The organism is Micromonospora sp. NPDC002717, from assembly GCF_040295705.1.
Taxonomy (GTDB): domain Bacteria; phylum Actinomycetota; class Actinomycetes; order Mycobacteriales; family Micromonosporaceae; genus Micromonospora.
This window is the reverse complement of record NZ_JBEOVW010000004.1, coordinates 20,823-42,219: the sequence shown is the minus strand read 5'-3', so window position 1 is coordinate 42,219 and position 21,397 is coordinate 20,823. Positions and strand designations below refer to the sequence as shown.

Below are 21,397 nucleotides of genomic sequence, written 5' to 3'. Positions count from 1 at the left end.
GCCATGCGTAACCGCTCGACCCGGTGGTTGGCGGCGGGCCTCGCCGCCGTCCTGGTGACGACGCTGGCGGCGGTGCCGCCGCCAGCGGCCTCGGCGGTGGCGGTGACGCTGCCCACCGCGCCGCAGCAGGAGCCGGTGGTGCCGGTGAAACCGGTGGCGGTCAAGGACGACCCGCTGCCCACGATGACCGTGGCGGCAACCGCCCCGGCGCCGGTGTGGCCGGCTGCGGGGGCCGCCGAGGTGCGGCTCGCGGCGAGGGCCGCGCCCGCCGGCAGGCTGCCGGTGCGGCTGGCGCGGGGCAGGGCGTCGACCGGGCCCGCGACACCGGCCGCGGTCCGGGTGGAGATGCGCGACCAGGCGGCGGCGCGGCGCGCCGGCGTGGCGGGCGTGGTGTTCGACCTGCGTCGCGCCGACGGGTCCGACTCCGCCGGGCCGGTCACGCTCACCGTCGACTACAGCGCCTTCCGGTACGCGTACGGCGGTGACTGGGCGAGCCGCCTGCGGCTGGTGCGCCTGGCCGATCGGTCGGCCGTGCCGAGCCGCAACGACCACCGGGCCGGGACACTGAGCGCACAGGTCGACGTCGGCGGGGACAGCACGGCGTACGCGGTCACCGCGGGCGCATCCGGCTCGGCGGGCAGCTACGCCGCCACGTCGCTGGCCCTGTCGGGCACGTGGCAGGTGTCGACGCACACCGGCGACTTCAGCTGGAGCTACCCGCTGCGGGTGCCGGAGACGCCCGGCGGGCTGGCTCCGCAGCTGTCGCTGGCGTACTCGTCCGGGGCGATCGACGGCCGCACGGCGGCCACCAACAACCAGCCGTCCTGGGCCGGCGACGGGTTCGACATGTGGTCCGGTTACATCGAGCGGTCCTACCGCGGGTGCGCCGACGACCTCGGCGGCAACAACGGCCAGCAGGCCACCGGCGACCAGTGCTGGTTCAACCAGAACGCCACGCTCTCGCTCGCCGGCCACTCCGGGCAACTGGTGCCCGCCGGCACCAACGTCTGGCGGCTCAAGCAGGACGACGGCTCGCGCATCGAGTTGCTGGCCGACCCGACGAGGGCGAACGGCGACGCCGACGGCGAGCACTGGAAGGTCACCACCCGCGAGGGCACCCAGTACTTCTTCGGTGTCAACCGGTTGCCGGGCTGGACCGCGGGCAAGCCCGAGACCAACTCCGTGCAGACCGTGCCGGTGTTCGGCAACCACACGAACGAGCCGTGCCACGCCGCCACGTTCGCCGAGTCGTCGTGCGCCCAGGCGTACCGGTGGAACCTGGACCACGTCGTCGACCCGCGCGGCAACACGATCACCTACTGGTACGAGAAGGAGAAGAACTCCTACGGCGCGAACCAGGGCCGGCGGACGGTCGAGTACGACCGTGGCATCCTCCTGCGCCGGGCGGAGTACGGCACCCGGCTCGGCAACGAGCTCGCCGGCACCCCGCCGGCGAAGGTGGTCTTCGGTACCGCGCCCCGGTGCGTCCCCGGCAAGAACTGCGGGCTGGAGAACAGCGACAGCTACCCGGACGTCCCCTTCGACCAGAAGTGCGCGACCGGGTGCACGACCCAGTCCCCGACGTTCTGGACCACCCAGCGGCTGGCGAGCGTCACCACCTACGTCGGCGGCGAGGACGTCGACCGGTGGACGTTCACCCACAGCTTTCCGGCCACGGGGGACAGCGGCGGCGGGGCCGGGCCGGCGTTGTGGCTGGAGCGCATCGGCCACTCGGGGGTCTACCAGGGTGCCGACACCCCGACGCCCGAGGTGACGTTCCGCGGGCAGGCGTTCGACAACCGCGTGAACTCCGGGTCCGACGGCCTGCCGCCGCTGTCGAAGTTCCGGCTGGCCGGGGTGTACAACGAGTACGGCGGGGTGGTGAGCGTCAACTACGCCCCGACCGAGTGCACCGCGGCCGCCCTGCCCAGACCGGAGGGCAACACGCTGCGCTGCTTCCCCGTCCAGTGGCAGCCGGACGGCGGGGTGGAGTTCACCGACTGGATGCACAAGTACGTCGTGGAGAGCGTGACCCAGACCGACCGGGTGGGCGGCGCCCCGGCCGAGGTCATGGCGTACCAGTACCTCGGCGGCGGCGCCTGGCGGTACAACGACAACGAGCTGGTCGTGGCCAAGAGGCGCACCTGGTCGGAGTGGCGCGGCTACGGCAGGGTCGTGGTGCGCCACGGCGACGGCGGCGGGGTGCGTTCCGTCTCGGGGTACCGGTACTTCCGCGGCATGGAGGGGCCGGCCGTGCCGGACAGCCAGGGCGGCGCCGCGGCCGACGACAACCAGCTCAGCGGGCAGCTGCGCGAACGGACCATCTACGACGGCGACGGCGGCGCGGTCGTCAGCACGACGATCAACGACGTCTGGCAACGCGAGACCGCCGCGTCCGGGAACCTGCGGGCGCACCAGGTGGACGTCAAGGCGGTCCGCGAGTACACCGCGCTGTCGGGCGGCGGCTGGCGCCGCACGCGGGTCGACCGGGAGTACACCGACGACGGCCTCGTCGCACGGGTCGACGACCAGGGCGACCTCGCGGTCGCCGGCGACGAGGAGTGCACGCGCACCTGGTACGACGGCTCCCGTCCCGAGCGCACCGAGACCGTCGCCGTCGCGTGCGCGGCCACGCCGGCGTACCCGCGGGACATCGTCTCGGACACGAAGACCAGCTACGACGCCGCCGGTAACCCCGAGAAGGCCGAGCAGGTCTCCGACTACGTGGACGGAAAGCCGGTCTACGTCGTCACCAACCGGGCCACCTTCGACGGGTACGGCCGTCCGAGGGAGACCTGGGACGCGCTGGGCCGGAAGACGGCCACCACGTACACCGAGACCGCCGGCCTGACGACGAAGATCACCGTCACCAACGAGCTCGACCCGACGACGACGGCCGACGACCACACCACGACGACCGAGCTGTCGCCGGCCTGGGGCGAGCCGCTGACGACCGTCGACCCTGGCGGGCGCCGCACCGACGTCCGCTACGACCCGCTCGGCCGCGTCGTCGGCGTCTGGCTGCCCGGCCGCAGCGCGGACATCGGCGACGGGCCGAACCTGCGGTACCGGTACTTCCTGCGCCGGGACGGCGCCAGCGCGGTGGCCACCGACTCCCTGCGGGCGAACGGAAACTACCTCACCAGCTACGCGCTCTACGACGGCTTCCTGCGCCCCCGGCAGACACAGTCTCCGGCCTGGGGCGAGGGCGGCGTCGTCGATGGCAGGGTCGTCACCGACACCGGCTACGACTCCCGCGGCCTGGCCGTCACCACCAACTCCGGGTACTACGCCGAAGGCGCGGCCGGCACCACGCTGGTGGAGGCCGCCGACAACAACGTTCCCTCCCAGAACGTCATCATCTACGACGGTGTCGGGCGGCCCACCCAGGCGATCCTGAAGTCGTTCGGCGAGGAGAAGTGGCACGGCACGATCGCGTACCACGGCGACCGCACCGACCAGACGCCACCGGCGGGCGGCACGGCGACCACGACGTACGTCGACGCGGACGGCAAGACCACCGCGCTGTACCAGTACCACGGGCCGAACCCGCAGGGCCCGGCCGACGTCACCCGGTACACCTACACCAACACCGGGCAGCTCGCCACGGTCACCGACCCGGACGGGCGCCAGTGGCGGTACGAGTACGACCTGCTCGGCCGTCGCACCGCGACGCACGACCCCGACACCGGCACGTCCCGGGCCACGTTCGACCCGGCGGGGCAGCTGACGACGGCCACCAACGCGGAGGGCGAGACGCTCGCCTTCAGGTACGACAAACTCGGCCGTAGGACCGAGGAACGCGCCGGCTCCCAGACCGGCCCCCTGCGCGCGACGTGGACGTACGACACCCTGCGCAAGGGCCTGCTGACCTCCAGCACCCGGACCGACAACGGCCACGACTACACCGTGAAGGTGGCCGGCTACGACCCCGCGAACCGGCCGACGGGCACCATCGTGACGATCCCCCAGGCGGAGGGGGATCTCGCCGGCACCTACCAGACCAACCTCACCTACCGCGTTGACGGCAGCATCGCCACCACGGAGCTACCCAGGGCCGGTGACCTGGCCAAGGAGACGCTGACCGTCAGGTACGACGACCTGGGCCTGCCGAGGTCGACCACCAGCGAGCTGGGCACGTACGTCAACGACACCCGGTACACCCGCTTCGGCGAGCTGGGCCAGCTGGCGATCGGTGCGGCGGGGGCGCGGGCCTGGAGCACCCACTTCTACGACTACGCCACCCGCCGGTCGACGCGGCACCTCGTGGAGCGGGAAGCGGCCAGCGGCGTCAAGGTCAACGACCTGCGATACACCTACGACCCGGCCGGCAACATGACCAAGATCGAGGACGTGCCGTCGAGCGAGGCGACCGACCGCCAGTGCTTCGACTACGACCACCTCCGCCGGATGGTCGAGGCGTGGACGACCGCGGCCGACTGCGTACTCGGCACCGTCGGCGGCGACGACCCGTACTGGACGTCGTACCGCTACGACGCCAGCGGCAACCGCACCGAGCTGCGCAAGCACGGACTCGCCGGCGCCGCGGACACCGTCAGCAGCTACGAGTACAACGAGGCCAGCCACGCCCTCGAATCCGTCACCACCACCGGCCCGACAGGATCCAGGGCGGACACGTTCGCCTACGACAAGGCCGGGAACACCGTCACCCGGAACCTGAACGGCTCGGCGCAGACCCTGGACTGGGACCCCAGCGGGCGGCTGACCTCGGCACGCTCGGCGGACGGCAAGGACACCAGCATCGTCTACGACGCCGACGGCAGCCGGCTGCTGCGCCGCGACCCGACCGCCATCACCCTGTACCTGGGCGGCCAGGAGATCCGGCTCGACCGCGCCACCGGCGTCAAGACCGGGACCCGCTTCTACTCCCACGCCGGCGCGCCGATCGGGGTACGCACGGCAGCGGGAGCCCACTGGCAGGTCGCCGACCACCACGGCACCACCATGACCACGCTGAAGGCCGACACCCTGGCGGTCACCCGGCGCCAGTTCCTGCCGTTCGGCGAGGTACGCGGAACCGCGCCCACCACCTGGCCCGACGAGCACGAGTTCGTGGGCGGGACGCGCGACGCCTCCCTCGGGCTGGTCCAACTCGGCGCCCGTGAGTACGATCCGGCGCTCGGCCGGTTCATCTCGGTCGACCCGGTCATCGACCCGAGCGACCCGCAACAGCTCAACGGATACGCGTACGCGAACAACAACCCGGCGAGCATGAGCGACCCGGACGGCCTCAAGTACTTCGTCGAGGCCGACGGCTCGGTGTACATCCCGTCGCTGCGATACGCGACCAAGCAGCAGATCAAGCGGGCGGCGACCAAGGCCGCGAAGTTCGCCCGCAACAACAAGAAGATCAAGCAGATCCAGGACGCCGCGTTCAAGGCCAGCGGCCACACCCGCGAGGAGTACGAGGAAGCCAAGCGGATCCAGAACAAGAGCCTCTTCGACGTCGTCATCGAAGCCGGCGGCGAGATCCTGCAGGAGGTCCTCGGCATCAACGACATCAAAGCCTGCTTCGGCGGCGGTAGCCTCGGCGCCTGCATCTCCATGCTCATCGGCATCGTCCCCTGGGGCAAGCTGCACCGCGTCGGCGAACTCATCGGCGCGGTGAAGAAGGCGTGGCACGCGGTCACCAACTTCGGCAAGATGAAAGCCTGGGCGAACAGCGTCATCAGCGCCGTACAGAAGCAGTCCAAGGCGGTGCTGGACTGGATTCGCAGTGCGCCCAAGGGACCGGCCGGCTGCCTCCACAGCTTCCGCGCGAACACGGAAGTCCGGCTGGCGGACGGTGAACGCAGGCCGATCAGCCAGGTGAAACTCGGCGACAGGGTGCTCGCCACCGACCCGGCGACGGGGCGGACCACCGCCCAGCGGGTCACCGCGCTGCACACCAACCGCGACACCGACCTGACCGACGTCACCGTGACAGTGCGCGGCAAGCGCGCGCCGGCGAAGCGGACCGCCGGCCCGCGCCTGGCGCTGGCCGGGCTCGCCGCGGCGGGCGCGCTCGCCGCGGGCACGACCGTCCTGCACACCACCGACCACCACCCGTTCTGGGACCAGACGGCCAGGGCGTGGGTGAACGCCGCCGAACTGACGGTCGGGCACGAGCTGCGCACCACCGACGGCCGGGTGGCGACAGTTACCGGTGTCCGGTCGTACACGGGCGCCCAGACCATGTACGACCTCACGGTCGACGCCGTCCACACGTACCATGTGATGGCCGGCGACACCCCGGTCCTCGTCCACAATTGCGACGGCACGGCAACGGTGCGTTGGGATGTCGACATGGAGCACGCCACGATTCGGGTAGAAGGTGGTGGCAAATCTCTGGAGACTGAACAGGTAATCCCAGGATGGGATGGGGCGGGAAGCCCAAACGGTCTCCCAACGACAGGTGCGCGAGCGCAGCCGCTTGGTCCGAACGTTATTGAGCGAACCTTCGATGTTCCCGATCCGGGAGCGGCCATGCAGGCGCAGCGGAAATCAATTGGAGCGGACCTCGGAGGCTATGACGGCATTCACAATAGCTGCGTAACCTACTGCGTGGCGATATTGCGAGCTGGCGGGGTGGACATCCCGGCGGGGGCGCGCGGGATGATCGCACTCAAAAGGACTCTAGGCTAGGGGCTGGGTTGCTGGAGCAAGAGGAACATCACGATGCCGTCCTTGCGGAGATTCTCCTGAGTAAGAGGGTTGGTCTGGTCCATATTCGCCTGGTGGGGGACGTCATTTCGGCCAGAGCCCAACTAAGCATGGTCCTGCAGGGGCGGCTCGGTCTCTCATTCGACCAGCGAGCAGAAATTGTCGAAGAGGTCATTGGTCTGGAGGACGCCTACCGGGAGGCGTGGCTGAAGGTGACCTCTGCCTCTTACCCTCAAAAAAGGACGGAGTATCTTGCTGCTCTTGAGTGCGCGTTGAGAAATGCTGTGGAAGGAATGTTCGGCATCCTGCGAAGGGTTGGCGGGAGTTCGTAACGATGTAGCCGTTGAATGATTCGGGTGAGCCTGCCGGGCGGCGTCCGCCGGTGAGGTCTCATGCGTCGTCCGCCGCCGTCGGGAGCATCTGCCGAGCCGCCGCGTGCGTGCTGTGCCGGTGGTGGCCCAGCGCGCGGAGCGTCGCCGTCTCGTGTCCGGCCTCGGGATCGGTGTCCCTGGCGAGTTCGCCCGCGTAGGCCCGGAGCAGGTCGTGGAGGGCGTACCGGCCGGGGCGGTGCTCGACGAGCAGGTGCGCGCAGGTCAGTTCGGCGAGGACGACGCGCGCACGGCGGACCGGCAGCGCGGCGAGGCCGGCCGCGGCTGGCGTGGACGTGTCGGCGCCGGGGTGCAGGCCGAGGAGCCGGAACAGGCGCGCCCCGTCCGGTGTGAGGCTGCGGTAGGACCAGGAGAAGGACGCCCGCATGTTCATGGCGGTGCCGTCCGCGGTCAGGGCGTCCAGCCTGCCGGCGGGATCGCGCAGCGTCTCGGCCAGGGCGGCGAGTGAGAACGCCGGGTACGTGGCCGCCCGGGCGGCGACGATGGCCAGTGCCAGCGGTAGCCGTGCGCAGCGGGTGATGATCGCCTCGGTCGCCTCCGGCTCGGCGGCCACACGATCGGCGCCCAGCCGCGCGGCCAGCATCTGCCGTGCCTCCGCGTGGGGGAGCAGGCCGACCGTTATCGGGTGGGCGGCCTCGGCGGCGACCAGGCCGGCAAGCTGACTGCGGCTGGTCACCAGCGCGAGGTTGCCCGGCGTGCCGGGCAGCAACGGCCGGACCTGGTCCGCGTCGCGGGCGTTGTCCAGCAGGACGAGGATCCGCTTGCCGGCCAGAAGGCTGCGGTACATGCCGGTCTGCGCCTCGAGGGTGGGCGGGATGTGCTGCGGCGGAACACCGAGGGCGTGGAGGAACCCGCGAAGGGCCTCACCGGTGTCCATGACCCGGCCGGAAGGGTCGAACCCGCGCAGGTTCACGTACAGCTGGCCGTCGGGGAAGTGGTCGGCTACCCGGTGCGCCCAGTGCAGGGTCAACGCCGTCTTGCCGACCCCGGCGGTGCCGATGACTGCCGCGATCACCACCTCCGCCGGCGCCACGGAGCCGCTCCCCGTCAGCAGGGCGTCCAGCCGCGCCAGCGTCTCGGCCCGGCCGGCGAAGTCGGTGACTCCTCGCGGGACCTGCCGGGGCACCGGGGCGGCCGCGAGCCACCGGTCGACGGGCTGGGCCGGCACGGCCTCGGTGGTCAGGATGTGTCGGTGCAGCTCACGCATGGATGGCTCAGGGTCGAGGCCGAGTTCGTCGGCGAGCATGCGGCGCAGCCGCTGGTACGCGTCGAGCGCGTCGGACCGCCGCCCGGCCCGGAACAGCGCGGTCATCAGCTGGCCACACAGCCTCTCCCGAGTCGGGTACTGCCCGGCCAACTGGCGCAACTGCGGCACGAGTTCCTCGTGACGTCCCTGAGCGAGATCCAGTTCGACGCGGCGTTCCACGGCGGTGAGGTAGCGCTCGACCAACCCCGGCGCCACGACCGTCGCCAGCCACGCCGAGCGCATCCCGTCGAAGGGAGCGCCACGCCACAACGCCAGCGCCTCGTCCAGCCGCGCCCGCTCCACGACGGTGTCCGGGACCGCCGCCGCGGCGTCGAGCAGCCGCCCGAACCGGATCGCGTCAACCTGCTCCGGGGCGGTCACGAGCAGGTATCCACCCGGTACGGTGCGGATCAGGTCGGCCCCCAGAGCGGCCCGCAGCCGCGTGACGTAGACCTGCGCCGCGCGACGGGCGTGCTCGGGCAGGTCCTCATCCCAGATGGCGGCCGCCAGCCGATCGATCGACACCGGTGCCCCCGCCGACAGGGCCAGCACCACCAGCAGGCTGCGCAGCCGGGGTGACGTCAGGGTGACGGGCCGTCCGTCCACCGATGCCTCGAGCGGCCCCAACACGCGAACCGCCAGCGCGGTGCCGCCGATCACCGGCTCCACGTCGGACATCGCTCACCTTGCCGTGGCGGCGACGATCAGGGCCGCGCCCACCACGAGGTCGACCACCGCGCAGAACTCCGACCACGGCCGGCTCACCACCCTGCCGGCGGTGAAGTGGTACGCATCCCAGACCCCGTGCGCCAGGAAACCGATACCGGCCAGCACAGCCCCCAGCCGCGGCTGAGCTGCTGCACACAGCAATGTGAGCACACCGAAGCCCACCGCGCCGCCAGTCTGGATCGAAAATGTGCCGACGTCGGTGAACCGGCGGCGGGCCACCGCCCACAACCACAGCGGCACCAGGACGAACGCCATCCCCGTCGCCGGATCGAGCGGGAGCAGTTGCGACTGCCGCAGGACGTGCAGCACCGACACGACCGCACTCAGCACGACGAAAGCCGGCCACGCCGTCCTGGGACGACCGACCGCGTACGCCACCAGATAGATTCCCGCCATCGTGGCGATGGCGGGGCCGAACAGCTCCGCCTCGCGTCCCACGAGCGCTATCACGGTGATCGCGCCTGAGCCGAAAACGATCGCCAACGCGGTCGGCCAACGATCGGTGAGCCTCGCCCGACGCGGCACCAGCCTCTCAGTCATGGCACCGATCGTCGGGGCCGCACCAGGGCCGGTCAGCAGCCGCGGTGGGTCGGGTCCGGATTCCTGTGAAGCGATGCCGATATCGTGGGCTCAGCGGTTCCGGACGACTGGCGGCTTCGCCGGTACTGCGACGGCGGAACGGCATACCGACCGCGGAACGCCTGCCGCAGCGATTCGGTCGAGCCAAAGCCGCACCGCCGGGCCACCGCGGCCAGCGGCAGAGCGGTCGACGTCAGTAGGTGCGCCGCCGCCTCGGTCCGCGCCCGCCGCACGTACTGCGCGGGGGTCTCGTGCACGTAGGTGAGAAACAACCGGGACAGGTGGCGTTCGCTGACCCCGGCGAGCCGTGCCAGTCTGCCGGTGCTGAGGTCGTCGCCGAGGTGGCTCAGGATGTGGTTGGTCGCCCGGCGAACCACGAGATCGTCGGTGGTGTGCGGGGTCAGGAACATGCTCCGCTGCGTCTGGCCGCCCGGGCGCTGCAGATAGGCGACCGTGCCCAGCGCGACGCCGCGCGCCAGTGCCACCCCGTGGTCTTCCTCGATGAACGCCAGGGTCAGATCCAGGGCACTCGTGACGCCGCCGGAGGTCGCGATACTGCCGTCCCGGATGTAGATCGGATCCGGATCGACCTGCACGTCGGGATAGCGGTGCGCGAGCTGGTCGGCGTACATCCAGTGGGTGGTGGCGCGCCGGTTGTTGAGCAGACCGGCCTCCGCCAGCACGGTGGACCCGGTGCAGACCGCCGCGACCCGGCGAGCGAGGGCGGCCAAGCGTCGCACGTGTCCGACCAGGGAGGTGCTTCCGGCAGCCCGCTCGTGGCCGAGGCCACCGGAGACCAACAGGGTGTCCAAAGGGGCGTTGAATCGCTCCACGGCGACGTGGGCGTCCACCCGCAGCCCGGAGTCGCACGTGATGGGACGGCTGCCGGGTGTGGCGAGCAGGGGCCGGTAGGGCGGGTTGGCCCCGATGCGGTTGGCGAGGTGGAGACTGGACGTCACGCAGGCGACGTCCAGCAACTCCGCGCCGTCGTAGCCGACGACGACGACTACCCGTTCCTGCATGATCAAGCTCCAGCGTCAAGCGCGCTTCACCACCTTGCCACGGTGGCCGCGCCATGGCCAGGTCCCTCCTGAGACCGGCGACGACGTTGCCGACGCCGCCGGTCGTGCGTGGCGCTCCGATGCTCCGTGGACCTGGATCGCTCACGACGGCGCGGAAAGCGCCGGCCTGGCCCCTGACCTGGGAACGGACGTTGGCCAGAGGAAGGACTTGTTGCAGGGGCCGTTGCCGGTGACGACCCGGCGGACGTTCAGCAAGTGCTTCCTCGACGGCCGCTCGTCGGCACGACCGGGCCGGCGAGCGTTCCGCTGCCTCACCCGCCGACCCGGGAGAGCTTGTCGGGGTTGGTGACGGAGAAGACCCGGCGCACCGCCTCCCGCTCGGGGTCGAGGTCGAGCACGAGGACCGCGAACGGAACATTGCGCTCGAACAGGATCGCGGCGGGATCGCCGTTGACCGGCCGGTAACGGATGTCGAGCCCGGCCGGAACGTTGGCGGCGACCGCGACGAGCAGCCGGGCCACCTCGTCGCGCCCGTGCACGGGGTGCAGGCTGGTGGCGGGGCCCTTGCCGCCGCCGTCGGTCCACAGGGTGACGTCCGGGGCGAGGACGGTCAGCAGGCCGCGCAGGTCACCGCCGAGCGCGGCGGTCAGGAACCGCTCGGTCACCTGCTGCTGGAGTCGGGGATCGGGTTGGAACCGGGGGCGGCGGGCCTGCACATGCTCACGTGCCCGGTGGGCGAGTTGGCGCACCGCCGCCGGTGAGCGGCCGATGATGGTCGCGATCTCGGTGTGCGGGTAGCCGAACACCTCGTGCAGGACGAAGACGACCCGCTCCGCGGGGGTGAGGGTCTCCAGCACCACCAGCAGCGCCATCGACGAGGACTCGGCGCGCAGGACGGCGTCGCCCGCGTCGCCGTCCTCGGCGGGCAGGGTGGCGAGGGGCTCGGGCAGCCACTGACCGACGTAGGACTCCCGGCGCCGGTCGAGGGCCGCGCGTTGGGCGAGGGCCTGGTTGACGGCGACCCGCGTCAGATAGGCGCGTGGGTTCTCGATCGACGCACCGTCGGTGTGGTTTCTTGCCGCCCAGGCCAGCCAGGTCTCCTGCAGCACGTCCTCGGTGTCGGCGACGCTGCCCAGCATCGCGTAGACCACCGAGAACAGCAGCTCCCGGTGGGCGAGGAAGGTAGTCGTCGGGTCGGCGGTCGGTGCCGGCTGCACGTCGTCGGACACGGGTGTCACCTCCGGTCGGGTTCACCTCTGAGAGGACACCGGCGTCCCGGAGTGTGACATCCCCGGTGGCGAAATGTGATCCATGCCGCAGCCGAGCGCCACCGCTGTCACAGTTGGCGACGCGGACGCCCTCCTGGTTGCCGAGTCGGGACGATCCCGTCCCGGCCGAGCCACTCCCACCGCCTTGGAGGCCGCAATGCGTACCGTGATCCGTGACGTGCGGGTGTTCGACGGACAGCGCACCGTGGAACGAGCCGACGTGTTCATCGACGGCGACCGGATTGCCGAGCCGGACGGCCGACCGGCCGACGTGCAGGTCGACGGCACCGGCCGGACCCTGCTGCCCGGCCTCATCGACGCCCACACCCACACCTTCGACGGCAGTCTCGCCCAGGCCCTGGCCGCCGGCGTCACCACCGAGCTGGACATGTTCTGCCTGCCGGACAACCTGGCCCGCCAGCGCCGGCTGGCGGCCGACTGCGATGACGTGGCCGACCTGCGCAGCTGCGGCCTGCTCGCCACGGCCCCGGGCGGCCACCCGAGCCAACTGATGACCGGTCTCGACGCGCAGGCGATGGCGGCGCTCGGCGACGCCGCTGGCCCGTTCCCCACCGTCGCAACGGTGGCGGACGCCGCGCCGTTCGTCGCCGCCCGGGTCGCCGAGGGCGCCGACTACGTCAAGATCGTTGTCGACGACGGGGCGATGCACGGCGCGGACCTTCCCGTGCTGACCCCCGACGTCGTGTCCGCCCTGGTCGAGGCGGCACACGCCGTCGGCCTGACGGTCATCGCCCACGCCATCACGACCCGGGAGGTGACCATCGCCCTCGACGCCGGTGTCGACGGGCTCGCGCACGTCTACGCCGACGCCGGGTCGGACGACCCGATCGGCTGGCGACTCGCGGAGCGGATCGCCGGCGACGGCGTCTTCGTGGTTACCACGCTCGCCTACTTCGAGGCGATCAGCCAGGGCGCCGCCCTGGACCACGTCGCCGCGGGCAGCGCCGCCAACGCGGTGCACGCCGCCGGCGTGCTGCACCGGGCCGGCGTCACGCTGCTGGCCGGCACGGATGCCACCCCGTTCGCCCCGCAGCACGGCACCGCCATGCACCGCGAGCTGGCGCTGCTCGTCAAGGCCGGACTGACCCGGACCGAAGCGCTGGCGGCGGCCACGAGCGTGCCGGCCCGGCACTTCGGGTTGACCGACCGGGGCCACATCGCGCCCGGGCTCCGCGCCGACCTGCTGCTCGTCGACGGGGATCCGACCACCGACATCACCGCCGTCAGCGCCGTCGCCGACGTCTGGCGGCGCGGCGTACGCCAGAACCGGCAGTCGGCCGTCGCCGACGCCCAGATCTGAGGACGGGTGACGTGACGATCCTCGACCACCACGCACCCGCCCCCACCCCGGGGGCCGCACGCTCCCGGTCGTGGCTGCTCTTCCGCGCGATCACCACCTGCGTGGCCGTGCTGATCCTCGGCCAGGCCGCCCTCGCCGGCGGGTTCCTCTCCGGGCACTACGACGCCCTCGCCGCCCACAGCCTCAACAAAGGGCTGCTGGCGCTCGCCCTGCTGGCGCAGTGCATCACCGCCGTCGTCTGGTGGCGGTCCAGCAGGGGCCCGTCCTGGCCGGTGCGGACCAGCCTGATCCAAATCCTGATCGCCGGCGCGCTGATCCCCCTCGGCGAGCAGCGGGTCCTGACCGTCCACGTTCCCCTCGCCGTCGGGCTCACCGTGGGCGTGGCGCTGCTGCTCGTCAAGTCATGGCGCGCGGCACCGACCCGTCCCCGGCGGACGGCGACCGGCACGCCGACACGCCGGACGCCGGAGCTGACCACGGAGGAGGTCGTATGAGTCCACGAATCACCCGCCGTCGACTGCTCGGCGCGAGCGCGGCCGCCGTGGCGGCGGCCGCCGGCGGTGGCTGGCTCGCCCGTAGCGGGCTGCTCGGCCCCGGCGAACCGGGCCGGCTGCTGCCGAGCCAGGTGCCGCTGCCCCGGCCGTACCAGGTGCCGCTGCCCGTTCCTCCGGTGCTCGCGCCGGTACGCTCCGACGCCACGACGGATTACCACGAGATCATCCAACGGCCGGCCACGCTGAGCATCCTGCCGGGGTTGCCCACCGAGGCGTGGACGTACCACGGCAGCTTCCCCGGCCCCACGATCCGCTCCCGCACCGGCCGGCGCACCGTCGTCCGGCACCGCAACACCCTGCCCCACCCGACCGTGGTCCACCTGCACGGCGGACACACCCCCGCCGACAGCGACGGCTACCCCGCGGACCTCATCATGCCGGCCGGAGGAAGCGCCCCAGCGCACGTCGGCCACCACGCCGGCCACCATGGCGGTCACGAACCGGGGCGGATCAGCGTCGGCGAGCGGGACTACACGTACCCGATGCGGCAGCGGGCCTCGACGCTCTGGTACCACGACCACCGGCACGGGCACACCGGCGTGGCGGTCTGGCGCGGGCTGGCCGGCTTCCACCTCGTGCACGACGACGAGGAGGACGCGCTGCGGCTACCCGCCGGCGACCGCGACATCCCGATCATGATCGCCGACCGGTCGTTCGCCGCGGACGGTTCGCTGCGCTACCCGCTGATCGACCCGGACCTGCGCAGCCCCGGCGTCACCGACCCGTACATGAACGGCGTGCTCGGCGACGTCATCCTGGTCAACGGCACACCGTGGCCGGTGCTGCGGACCGACCGGGCCCGGTACCGGCTGAGGCTGCTCAACGCCTCCAACGCCCGGCGGTACCGGCTGGCCCTCGACCCGCCGGCCCCTGACGGCGGCCTGGTGCAGATCGGCGGTGACGGTGGTCTGCTGCACCGCCCGTTGACCCACCACACCATCGACATCGCACCCGCCGAACGCTTCGACGTGGTCATCGACTTCTCTCGCTACCGTCCCGGCACCCGCGTACGGCTGGTGAACCGCCTCGGCACCGGCCACACGGCCCACGTGATGGCCTTCGACATCACCGGCGCCACCCACGACGAGCCGGGCCTGCCCGAGCGGCTCAGCCACATCGAGCCCCTCGACCCGGCCCGCGCCGCAGTGACGCGGACGTTCCACTTCCAGCTGCGCCCCGACCACGGATGGACCATCAACGGCCAGCCCTACCGACCCGGCCGCCCGCTGGCCCGGCCGCGCCTCGGCAGCACCGAGGTCTGGCGACTGATCAGCGACTTCCACCACCCGGTGCACGTGCACCTCGACCCGTTCCAGGTGATCAGCCGCAACAACCGGGCACCCGGCCCGTACGACGCCGGCTGGAAGGACACCGTCGACGTACGCCCGTCCGAAGCGGTCGAGATCGCCATCCGGTTCACCGACTACGCCGGGACCTTCATGCTGCACTGCCACAACCTCGAACACGAAGACATGGCCATGATGGCCGACTTCACCACCACATGACCACGCCCGTTGCCGCCCCGTACACGGCTGCCTGAGCCAGGACCGCACTGGCGGCGCACCGGGCCCATCAGGTCCGTGACCGTATCCGTGACGGGCAGACGTATGTGAGTCTGCGGGGTCTCGATTCCGGGCACGCGCCCGCAACAACCCCGGGCGGGGCGCCAGACCCGCGAGGACGGGTCCGCCCGCGCACCTGCCGCACGGAACCACCCCGTGGTGACACGCACGACCGACTCCCCTTGCTGATCCGACCCTGGAAAGAGACCGTGACCCTCACCGAAGAGACGATGACCCTCACCGAAGAGACCGCCCAGGAATCACCGCACTCACGCGGCCGGCCGGGCGTGTTCGCGCGCGTCGCCAGCTTCATGCTCAGTCCGGAGCGGCTGCTCCAGCAGACCGGCTTCGGCATGGCGGTGGCCATCTTCGTGGACGCGGTCATCATCCGCTGCCTGATCGTGCCCGCCGCGATGCAGCTGATGGGCCGGCGCGCCTGGTGGATGCCCGAGCCGCTGGCGAGGCTGCTGCCGAAGGTGGAGTTGGAAAAGCACTGACGTCCCGCGTGAACGGCGCGTCGGCCGGGTGGGGACACCGGCCGACCGCCGTTCGGCGCGGGCCCGGTCGAGCGGGCTGTCAGACCCGCTCGGCGACGGTGGCGATCCGCTCGACCCGGGCCCGCAACGCCCGCTGAAGCAGGACCGGGTACACGTGCAGCAACACGGTGAGGACCGCGAGCCACCCCGCCGCGCCCCGGGCCCCCAGCAGCAGGGTAACCCCGGCCAGGCCCACCCCGATCAAGGCGAGCACTAGGTGGGCGAACTCGGAGCGCCGGGTGTCGCGTGCCAGCGCCGCAAGTCCGGACCGGCTGCCGTCGAAGGCGCGCTGGTTGCGGATGATCCGCTCCCAGCCCAGCCGGCGCAGCAGGCGCGCGTACCACCAGACGCCGAGCCGTCGGTGCAGAGCAGGCTCCCAGGGCCGAGCCCGCCAGTAACCGCCCGACAGCGCAGGCTGCGCCTGCTGCGTCCACCCGGCGATCCAGGCCATCAGCGCGAAGTGCACGACCCAGGCGAACGCGAACCCGTAGCCGAAGAGGGTTCCGGTGGCCGCGCCGGCACCGATCACGGTCGCCGCCCCCAGCAGCAGGACCAGCGTCGCTCGACGGTTGCGGGGTTCCACCCCGGCGAGTCTAGAACGCCCGTGCGATCGCTCAGGCGGGGAGAGACCTGGTGGCGCGCTGGTGGAGTGACACGTGGGGTACGCAGGGTTGCCAACAGCTCAGTAGGTCGCGCCCTGCGCCACCTGCGCCGCCACCCGGTCGTGCAGCGCGGTGAGGGCCGGGCTGACGGTGGCGGCGAGCGGCGTCGGGTCCGCCAGCCGACGTGCCGTCTCCGGTAGCCAGGTGAGGTCCGCGTCGAATCGGCGACGCGCGGCGCGTACCTCGCCGGCCGGGTCGGCGGCGTCGAGGCGACGACCGCCGCGCATGACCGGCACGAGCAGCGGCTCGCGGTTGCCCGGTGGCGGTTCGTCGCGCAGCCCCACCACGTCGCCGCTGGCACCGGTGGGACCACGGAAGACCTGCTTGGGACCGGGCAGGGTGGCCTTGCCGGGCGACAGCTTGAGCACCGGCCGGTCGCCGACGGCCACCAGCTTGTAGGCGCTGTCCAGGGACGGCGCGTCGAAGGAGACGCCCATGCGGGTGCCGACGCCGTAGGCGTCGATCGGTGCGCCCTTGGCGACGAGCGCCGCGATGACGTCCTCGTCGAGGCTGCCGCTGGCCACGATCTGGGCCCGGGTCAGCCCGGCGTCGTCGAGGATCGCGCGGGCCTGCACGGCCAGTGCGGCGAGATCCCCGGAGTCGAGCCGCACGGCCACCGGGCCGGTCAGGCCCAGCTCGGCGACGACCTCGACGGCCGCCCGCACTCCGGCGGGCGTGTCGTAGGTGTCGACGAGGAACACCGGGTTGGTGGGAAAGTCGGTGGCGAACGCGCGGAACGCGGCACGCTCGTCGGGGAACGCCTCGACGTACGAGTGGGCCATCGTCCCGGACGGCGGCAGCCCGTAGCGCCGCGCGGCCTCGACGTCGCTGGTCGCGGCGAAGCCGGCGATCGCCGACGCCCGCGCCACGGCCGCCCCGGCCTCGATCCCGTGCGTCCGGCGGAACGCGAAGTCGACCAACTGCGCGTCGCCGGCCGCGAGGCGGCATCGGGCAGCTTTGCTGGCCACCGTGGTGTGGAAGGTGATCAGGTTCAGCACGCCGGTCTCCACCAGCTGCGCCTCCGCGATCGGCGCGGTGACCTCCAGCAGCGGCTCGTCGGCGAACACCATGCGACCCTCCGGTACGGCCCAGACGTCACCGGTGAACCGCAGCCCGGCCAGCGCCGCCAGGGTCGGTTGGTCGAGCCCGACGGTGTCGCGTAGGTAGCCGATGTCGTCCTCGTCGAACGCGAAGCTTTCCAGGAAGGCCAGTGCCTCGGCCAGCCCGGCGGCCACCAGGAAGCCGCGCTGCGGCGGCAGGCGGCGGACGAACAGGCTGAACGTGGCGCGCTCCACCATGTCCCGGCGCAGGTAGCTGGCCGCCATCCGCAGCTCGTACAGGTCGGTACGCAACCCGGTCATGGTTCCTCCGTCGGCACGTGGGTCGACGGGCCGGTGGGCCGTGGTGATGCCGCCCCGGTCCGGTCAGGCGCGGGAGCGGCGCGCGGGGCGGCGGGACAGGGAACTCGGCGCGTTGACGCCGGCGCCGTCGCTGACACTGATGCCGAGCCGTTCGACCAGTTCGCCGCCGAGCCAGGCCGTCATCCCGGACAGGACGATCCCTGCGAAGCTGCAGATCAGGGCCAGGGCGTTCGGCTCCCAGTCCGTCGCGGTGGCCCGCGCCAGCCAGCTCACCGCGAACAACAGCACGACGACGACGTTGCCGATGCCGTGGATCGCGCCGATCCGCTTGGCGCGGGTGCCGGACGGGATGGCCCGCCAGTCGGTGTATCCGAAGACCGCGGCGACGAGGCCGCCGATGATGCCGGCGCCGATGATGTACCCGGCGGAGATCTGGAATCCGGCCCGATCCGTGATCAGATACAGGATGTCGAAGATCACCGCCGTGGCGAGCAGCCCCAGCGGGAAAACGATCAGCATGGGATGGATTCCGTGGCCCATCGCCTTGGCTCGACTTTCCAACGCGGCCTCCCTTTCTGGCGGGACGTTGGGCGCGGGTACCCCTTCGGGTCGCTGGTACACCTACCGGCGGTGGACGCGCGCGGCTTCCTCCTCCCAGCACCGTCGCCGACCACCTCGCCGGGGTCGGCTCACCCCCGCCCGACCAGACTTTCGAGGGCGACGGTGGGGTCGGCCAGGCGGTCGAGGTCGACGGGCTGCCGGGAGCGGATCAGCTGCCCGATCGGGCCGGTCACGTCCCAGACGTTGACGTTCATGCCCGCCAGCACCCGCCCCTGTGCGGTCCAGAACGCCATGAACTCGCCGCCGGAGAGTTCGCCGCGGACGACGATCCGGTCGTAGGAGCCGGGCGGAGCGTGGCCGGTGTACTCCATGCCCAGCTCGTACTGGTCGGTGTAGAAGTAGGGCAGCCGGTCGTAGCTGACAGTTCGGCCGAGCATGCCGCGGGCGGCGGCGGGTCCGGAGTGCAGGGCGTTGGCCCAGTGCTCGACCCGTACCCGGACGTTCAGCAGGGGGTGGTGGGCGTTGGCCAGGTCGCCGGCGGCCCAGATGCGCGGGTCGCTGGTACGCAGGGTGTGGTCGACGACGACGCCGTTGTCGACGGCGAGGCCGGCCTGTTCGGCGAGTTCGGTGTTGGGCAGGACGCCGACGCCGACGACGACGAGTTCGGCGGGCAGGACCGTGCCGTCGGCGAGCAGCACCGCGCTGACCCGGTTCGATCCACGGAACTCGTGGACCTGGGCGCCGAAGCGGAAGGTGACCCCGTGGTCGCGGTGCAGGTCGGCGAAGACGGTCGCGAGCTGGTCGCCGAGGACGCGCTGCAGGGGCAGGTCGGCGGTCTCTACGACGGTGACGGCGGCGCCGCGGGTGCGCGCGGCGGCCGCCACCTCCAGGCCGATCCAGCCGGCGCCGACGATGACGACGCTCGCTCCGTCGACGATCGCATCGGAGATGCGGTCGCAGTCGGCGAGGGTACGCAGCCGCAGCACGCCGTCGAGGTGTGCGCCGGGGACAGGCAGGCTCCGGGCCCGTGACCCGGTGGCAAGCAGCAGCCGGTCGTAGCCGAAGCGCCGCCCATCGGCGAGCGTGACCTGCCGCGCCTGCCGGTCGAGGGTCGTGACGCGGGTGTCGGTATGCAGGTCGACGTCGTGTTCTTCGTACCAACTGGCGTCGTGGACGAAGACGCTGTCGCGTTCGGTGGTGCGCAGCAGCAGGCCCTTGGACAGTGCGGGCCGTTCGTACGGGCGCTCGGCCTCCTCGCCGAACAGGACGATCTTGCCGTCGAATCCCTCCTCGCGGAGCGTCTGCGCGGCTCTGGCCCCGGCCAGGCCGGCCCCGACGATCACGAACGGATGTTGCCCGGTCACGGTTTCTCCTAGGGGGACGTGTCAGGCGTGGGCGCCGACTCCGGTGAGGGTGAAGAACTCGGCGCGGGAGCGCGAGTCGTCGCGTAGCGCGCCGAGCAGTGTGGAGGTGATGGTGGTGGCGCCGACCGCCTGCACCCCCCGCAGGGTCATGCACAGGTGCTGGGCCTCGACGACCACCCCGACGCCTCTCGGGCGCAGGTGGACGGTGAGCCAGTCGGCGATCTGCTTGGTCAGTCGTTCCTGGACCTGCGGACCGTGGGCGAAGAGTTCCGCCACCCGGGCGAGTTTGGACAGCCCGAGGATCCGATCGGCGGGCAGATAGCCGACGTGGGCGACGCCGATGAACGGCAGCAGGTGGTGCTCGCACACCGAGCGGATCGGGATGGCCCGGGCAACGACGAGCTCGTCGTATCCCTCGTCGTTGTCGAAGGTGGTGAGCCGGAACTCGCGCGGGGTGAGCAGTTCGGCGTAGGCGCGTGCCATCCGGCCCGGCGTGTCGGCCAGCCCGTCGGCGTCGAGGTCCACGCCGAGTGCTGCCAGGAAGGCGGCCGCGGCCTGTTCGGCGGCGGCCAGGTCCCGGCCGGGCCCGCGCCGGACGACCTGTAGCGGGGTGACTGCCATGTCAGCCTTCACCGATACCGAGGGCGGTGATCAGGACGAGGACGAGGGTGGTGGCCGCGAACAGGCCGTGACCGACCACGACCGGGACGGGGAAGCGGGACTCGGCGACGTCGGTGCGGCGGGCGGGGATCCAGCGGGCCAGCATGGTGAAGCCGAGCAGTGCGACGGGCAGCAGGAGCACGAACGCGGTCCAGGCCAGCGCGTCCTTGCCGACGGCGAGGTGGACGATCCACACCACCAGCCCGATCGCGGCCAGCGCGAAGTGGCCGAACACCAGGCCGGGGGCCAGCCGGCTGCCGCTGTGCGGACGGTGTCCGCCTTCGGCGATCCAGGTGCCGAGCATGACGAATCCGCCGACGGCGGTGATCAGCCAGGTGATCAGTGCGGCGACTGCCATCAGTGCCCCTCCTTCTCGATGGTGGTGGCGACGGGCGTGGTCCGATAGCCGTCGGCCTGGGTAATTTCGTCGGCGACGCGGACCCCGTAGCGGTAGGTGAGTTCACCGCCCAGGTAGCCGGAGACCGTCAACGCGGCCAGCGCCGCGGCCGACAGGGCGAGGGCGCCGATGGGCACCGGGGTGGCCGGTTGCCCGCCTCGGATGACGAACCCGATCGCGTACGCGGCGGTCACCGCCAGGTTGATGCTCATGTGGACCAGGGCGGTGCGGAAGGCTCGGGTACGGGTGGGGATGGCGAACAGGTCCAGGACTCCGACAGTCGCCGCGGCGAGGGCGCCGAGTACGCCGACGGCGATCAGCCATCGGGACCCGTCCGCGAGGAACGTTTCGCTGTGGACGACGTGGGAGGCGATGTCGAAGACGAGGCTGGTGATCCATGCCCCGATCGGGATCGTGACCAGTGCCGGGTGAAGCGGGTGCCCGTACGGGCCGGCGATGGCGTTGACGGGTCGTTTGGCCTGCTGCATCGGCTCCACGTCAACCACCCACCCATTTTCGCCAA

At 71.7% G+C, this 21,397-nt stretch carries 17 protein-coding genes; 6 read left to right on the top strand and 11 right to left on the bottom strand.

The window, feature by feature from the left end:
• Positions 1–3 precede the first annotated feature (3 nt).
• Together ABT006_RS08355 and ABT006_RS08350 are read left to right on the top strand one after the other, a co-directional pair.
• The gene (locus ABT006_RS08355) at positions 4–6,645 is read left to right on the top strand and encodes an RHS repeat-associated core domain-containing protein (RefSeq protein ID WP_350704235.1); all 6,642 of its coding nucleotides are present in this window, start codon (positions 4–6) and stop codon (positions 6,643–6,645) included.
• Positions 6,646–6,653: 8 nt separating this feature from the next.
• Positions 6,654–6,995: a hypothetical protein gene (locus tag ABT006_RS08350; protein WP_350704233.1), complete on the top strand. Its 342-nt coding sequence runs from the start codon at positions 6,654–6,656 to the stop codon at positions 6,993–6,995.
• A gap of 58 nt (positions 6,996–7,053) precedes the next feature.
• Here ABT006_RS08350 and ABT006_RS08345 read toward each other — a convergent pair whose 3' ends face one another.
• The 4 genes from ABT006_RS08345 to sigJ all read right to left on the bottom strand — a co-directional run bounded on the left by ABT006_RS08345 (position 7,054) and on the right by sigJ (position 11,857).
• Positions 7,054–8,976, bottom strand: a complete 1,923-nt coding sequence (locus tag ABT006_RS08345) for an AfsR/SARP family transcriptional regulator (RefSeq protein ID WP_350704231.1) — start codon at positions 8,974–8,976, stop codon at positions 7,054–7,056.
• 3 nt (positions 8,977–8,979) lie between these two features.
• A complete protein-coding gene (locus ABT006_RS08340; RefSeq protein WP_350704229.1) occupies positions 8,980–9,552 on the bottom strand; it encodes a hypothetical protein in 573 nt (190 codons plus the stop codon).
• Positions 9,553–9,599: 47 nt separating this feature from the next.
• Complete coding sequence (locus ABT006_RS08335; protein WP_350704625.1) at positions 9,600–10,628, bottom strand: GlxA family transcriptional regulator; 1,029 nt, start codon at positions 10,626–10,628, stop codon at positions 9,600–9,602.
• 311 nt (positions 10,629–10,939) lie between these two features.
• Positions 10,940–11,857 (bottom strand): RNA polymerase sigma factor SigJ, encoded by a 918-nt coding sequence (sigJ, locus tag ABT006_RS08330; protein WP_350704227.1) that lies wholly within the window; start codon positions 11,855–11,857, stop codon positions 10,940–10,942.
• A 196-nt stretch (positions 11,858–12,053) separates the two neighbouring features.
• On the opposite strand from sigJ, the gene ABT006_RS08325 reads away from it, so the two are divergent.
• The 4 genes from ABT006_RS08325 (at position 12,054) to ABT006_RS08310 (ending at position 15,830) form a co-directional block, all read left to right on the top strand.
• Entirely contained in the window at positions 12,054–13,217 is a 1,164-nt protein-coding gene (locus ABT006_RS08325; protein WP_350704225.1) for an amidohydrolase family protein, read from the top strand.
• A gap of 11 nt (positions 13,218–13,228) precedes the next feature.
• Positions 13,229–13,711 (top strand): hypothetical protein, encoded by a 483-nt coding sequence (locus tag ABT006_RS08320; RefSeq protein ID WP_350704223.1) that lies wholly within the window; start codon positions 13,229–13,231, stop codon positions 13,709–13,711.
• Positions 13,708–15,276 (top strand): multicopper oxidase family protein, encoded by a 1,569-nt coding sequence (locus tag ABT006_RS08315; protein WP_350704221.1) that lies wholly within the window; start codon positions 13,708–13,710, stop codon positions 15,274–15,276. Before ABT006_RS08320 ends, ABT006_RS08315 begins: the two co-directional genes overlap by 4 nt.
• 239 nt (positions 15,277–15,515) lie before the next feature.
• Positions 15,516–15,830: an MMPL family transporter gene (locus tag ABT006_RS08310; RefSeq protein WP_350704219.1), complete on the top strand. Its 315-nt coding sequence runs from the start codon at positions 15,516–15,518 to the stop codon at positions 15,828–15,830.
• 79 nt (positions 15,831–15,909) lie between these two features.
• Here ABT006_RS08310 and ABT006_RS08305 read toward each other — a convergent pair whose 3' ends face one another.
• The 7 genes from ABT006_RS08305 to ABT006_RS08275 all read right to left on the bottom strand — a co-directional run bounded on the left by ABT006_RS08305 (position 15,910) and on the right by ABT006_RS08275 (position 21,380).
• Entirely contained in the window at positions 15,910–16,452 is a 543-nt protein-coding gene (locus ABT006_RS08305; RefSeq protein ID WP_350704217.1) for a glycosyl-4,4'-diaponeurosporenoate acyltransferase CrtO family protein, read from the bottom strand.
• A 99-nt stretch (positions 16,453–16,551) separates the two neighbouring features.
• Positions 16,552–17,892 carry a nicotinate phosphoribosyltransferase gene (locus ABT006_RS08300; RefSeq protein ID WP_350704215.1) on the bottom strand — a complete coding sequence of 447 codons (1,341 nt, stop codon included), beginning with the start codon at positions 17,890–17,892 and terminating at the stop codon, positions 16,552–16,554.
• A 63-nt stretch (positions 17,893–17,955) separates the two neighbouring features.
• Entirely contained in the window at positions 17,956–18,432 is a 477-nt protein-coding gene (locus ABT006_RS08295) for a DUF2231 domain-containing protein (RefSeq protein ID WP_350704623.1), read from the bottom strand.
• Positions 18,433–18,581: 149 nt separating this feature from the next.
• The gene (locus ABT006_RS08290; protein ID WP_350704213.1) at positions 18,582–19,817 is read right to left on the bottom strand and encodes an NAD(P)/FAD-dependent oxidoreductase; all 1,236 of its coding nucleotides are present in this window, start codon (positions 19,815–19,817) and stop codon (positions 18,582–18,584) included.
• A gap of 21 nt (positions 19,818–19,838) precedes the next feature.
• Complete coding sequence (folE, locus tag ABT006_RS08285; protein ID WP_350704211.1) at positions 19,839–20,438, bottom strand: GTP cyclohydrolase I FolE; 600 nt, start codon at positions 20,436–20,438, stop codon at positions 19,839–19,841.
• Position 20,439: 1 nt separating this feature from the next.
• Positions 20,440–20,835, bottom strand: a complete 396-nt coding sequence (locus ABT006_RS08280) for a hypothetical protein (RefSeq protein WP_350704210.1) — start codon at positions 20,833–20,835, stop codon at positions 20,440–20,442.
• A complete protein-coding gene (locus ABT006_RS08275) occupies positions 20,835–21,380 on the bottom strand; it encodes a DUF2231 domain-containing protein (RefSeq protein WP_350704208.1) in 546 nt (181 codons plus the stop codon). Before ABT006_RS08275 ends, ABT006_RS08280 begins: the two co-directional genes overlap by 1 nt.
• Between the last annotated feature and the right edge of the window lie 17 nt (positions 21,381–21,397).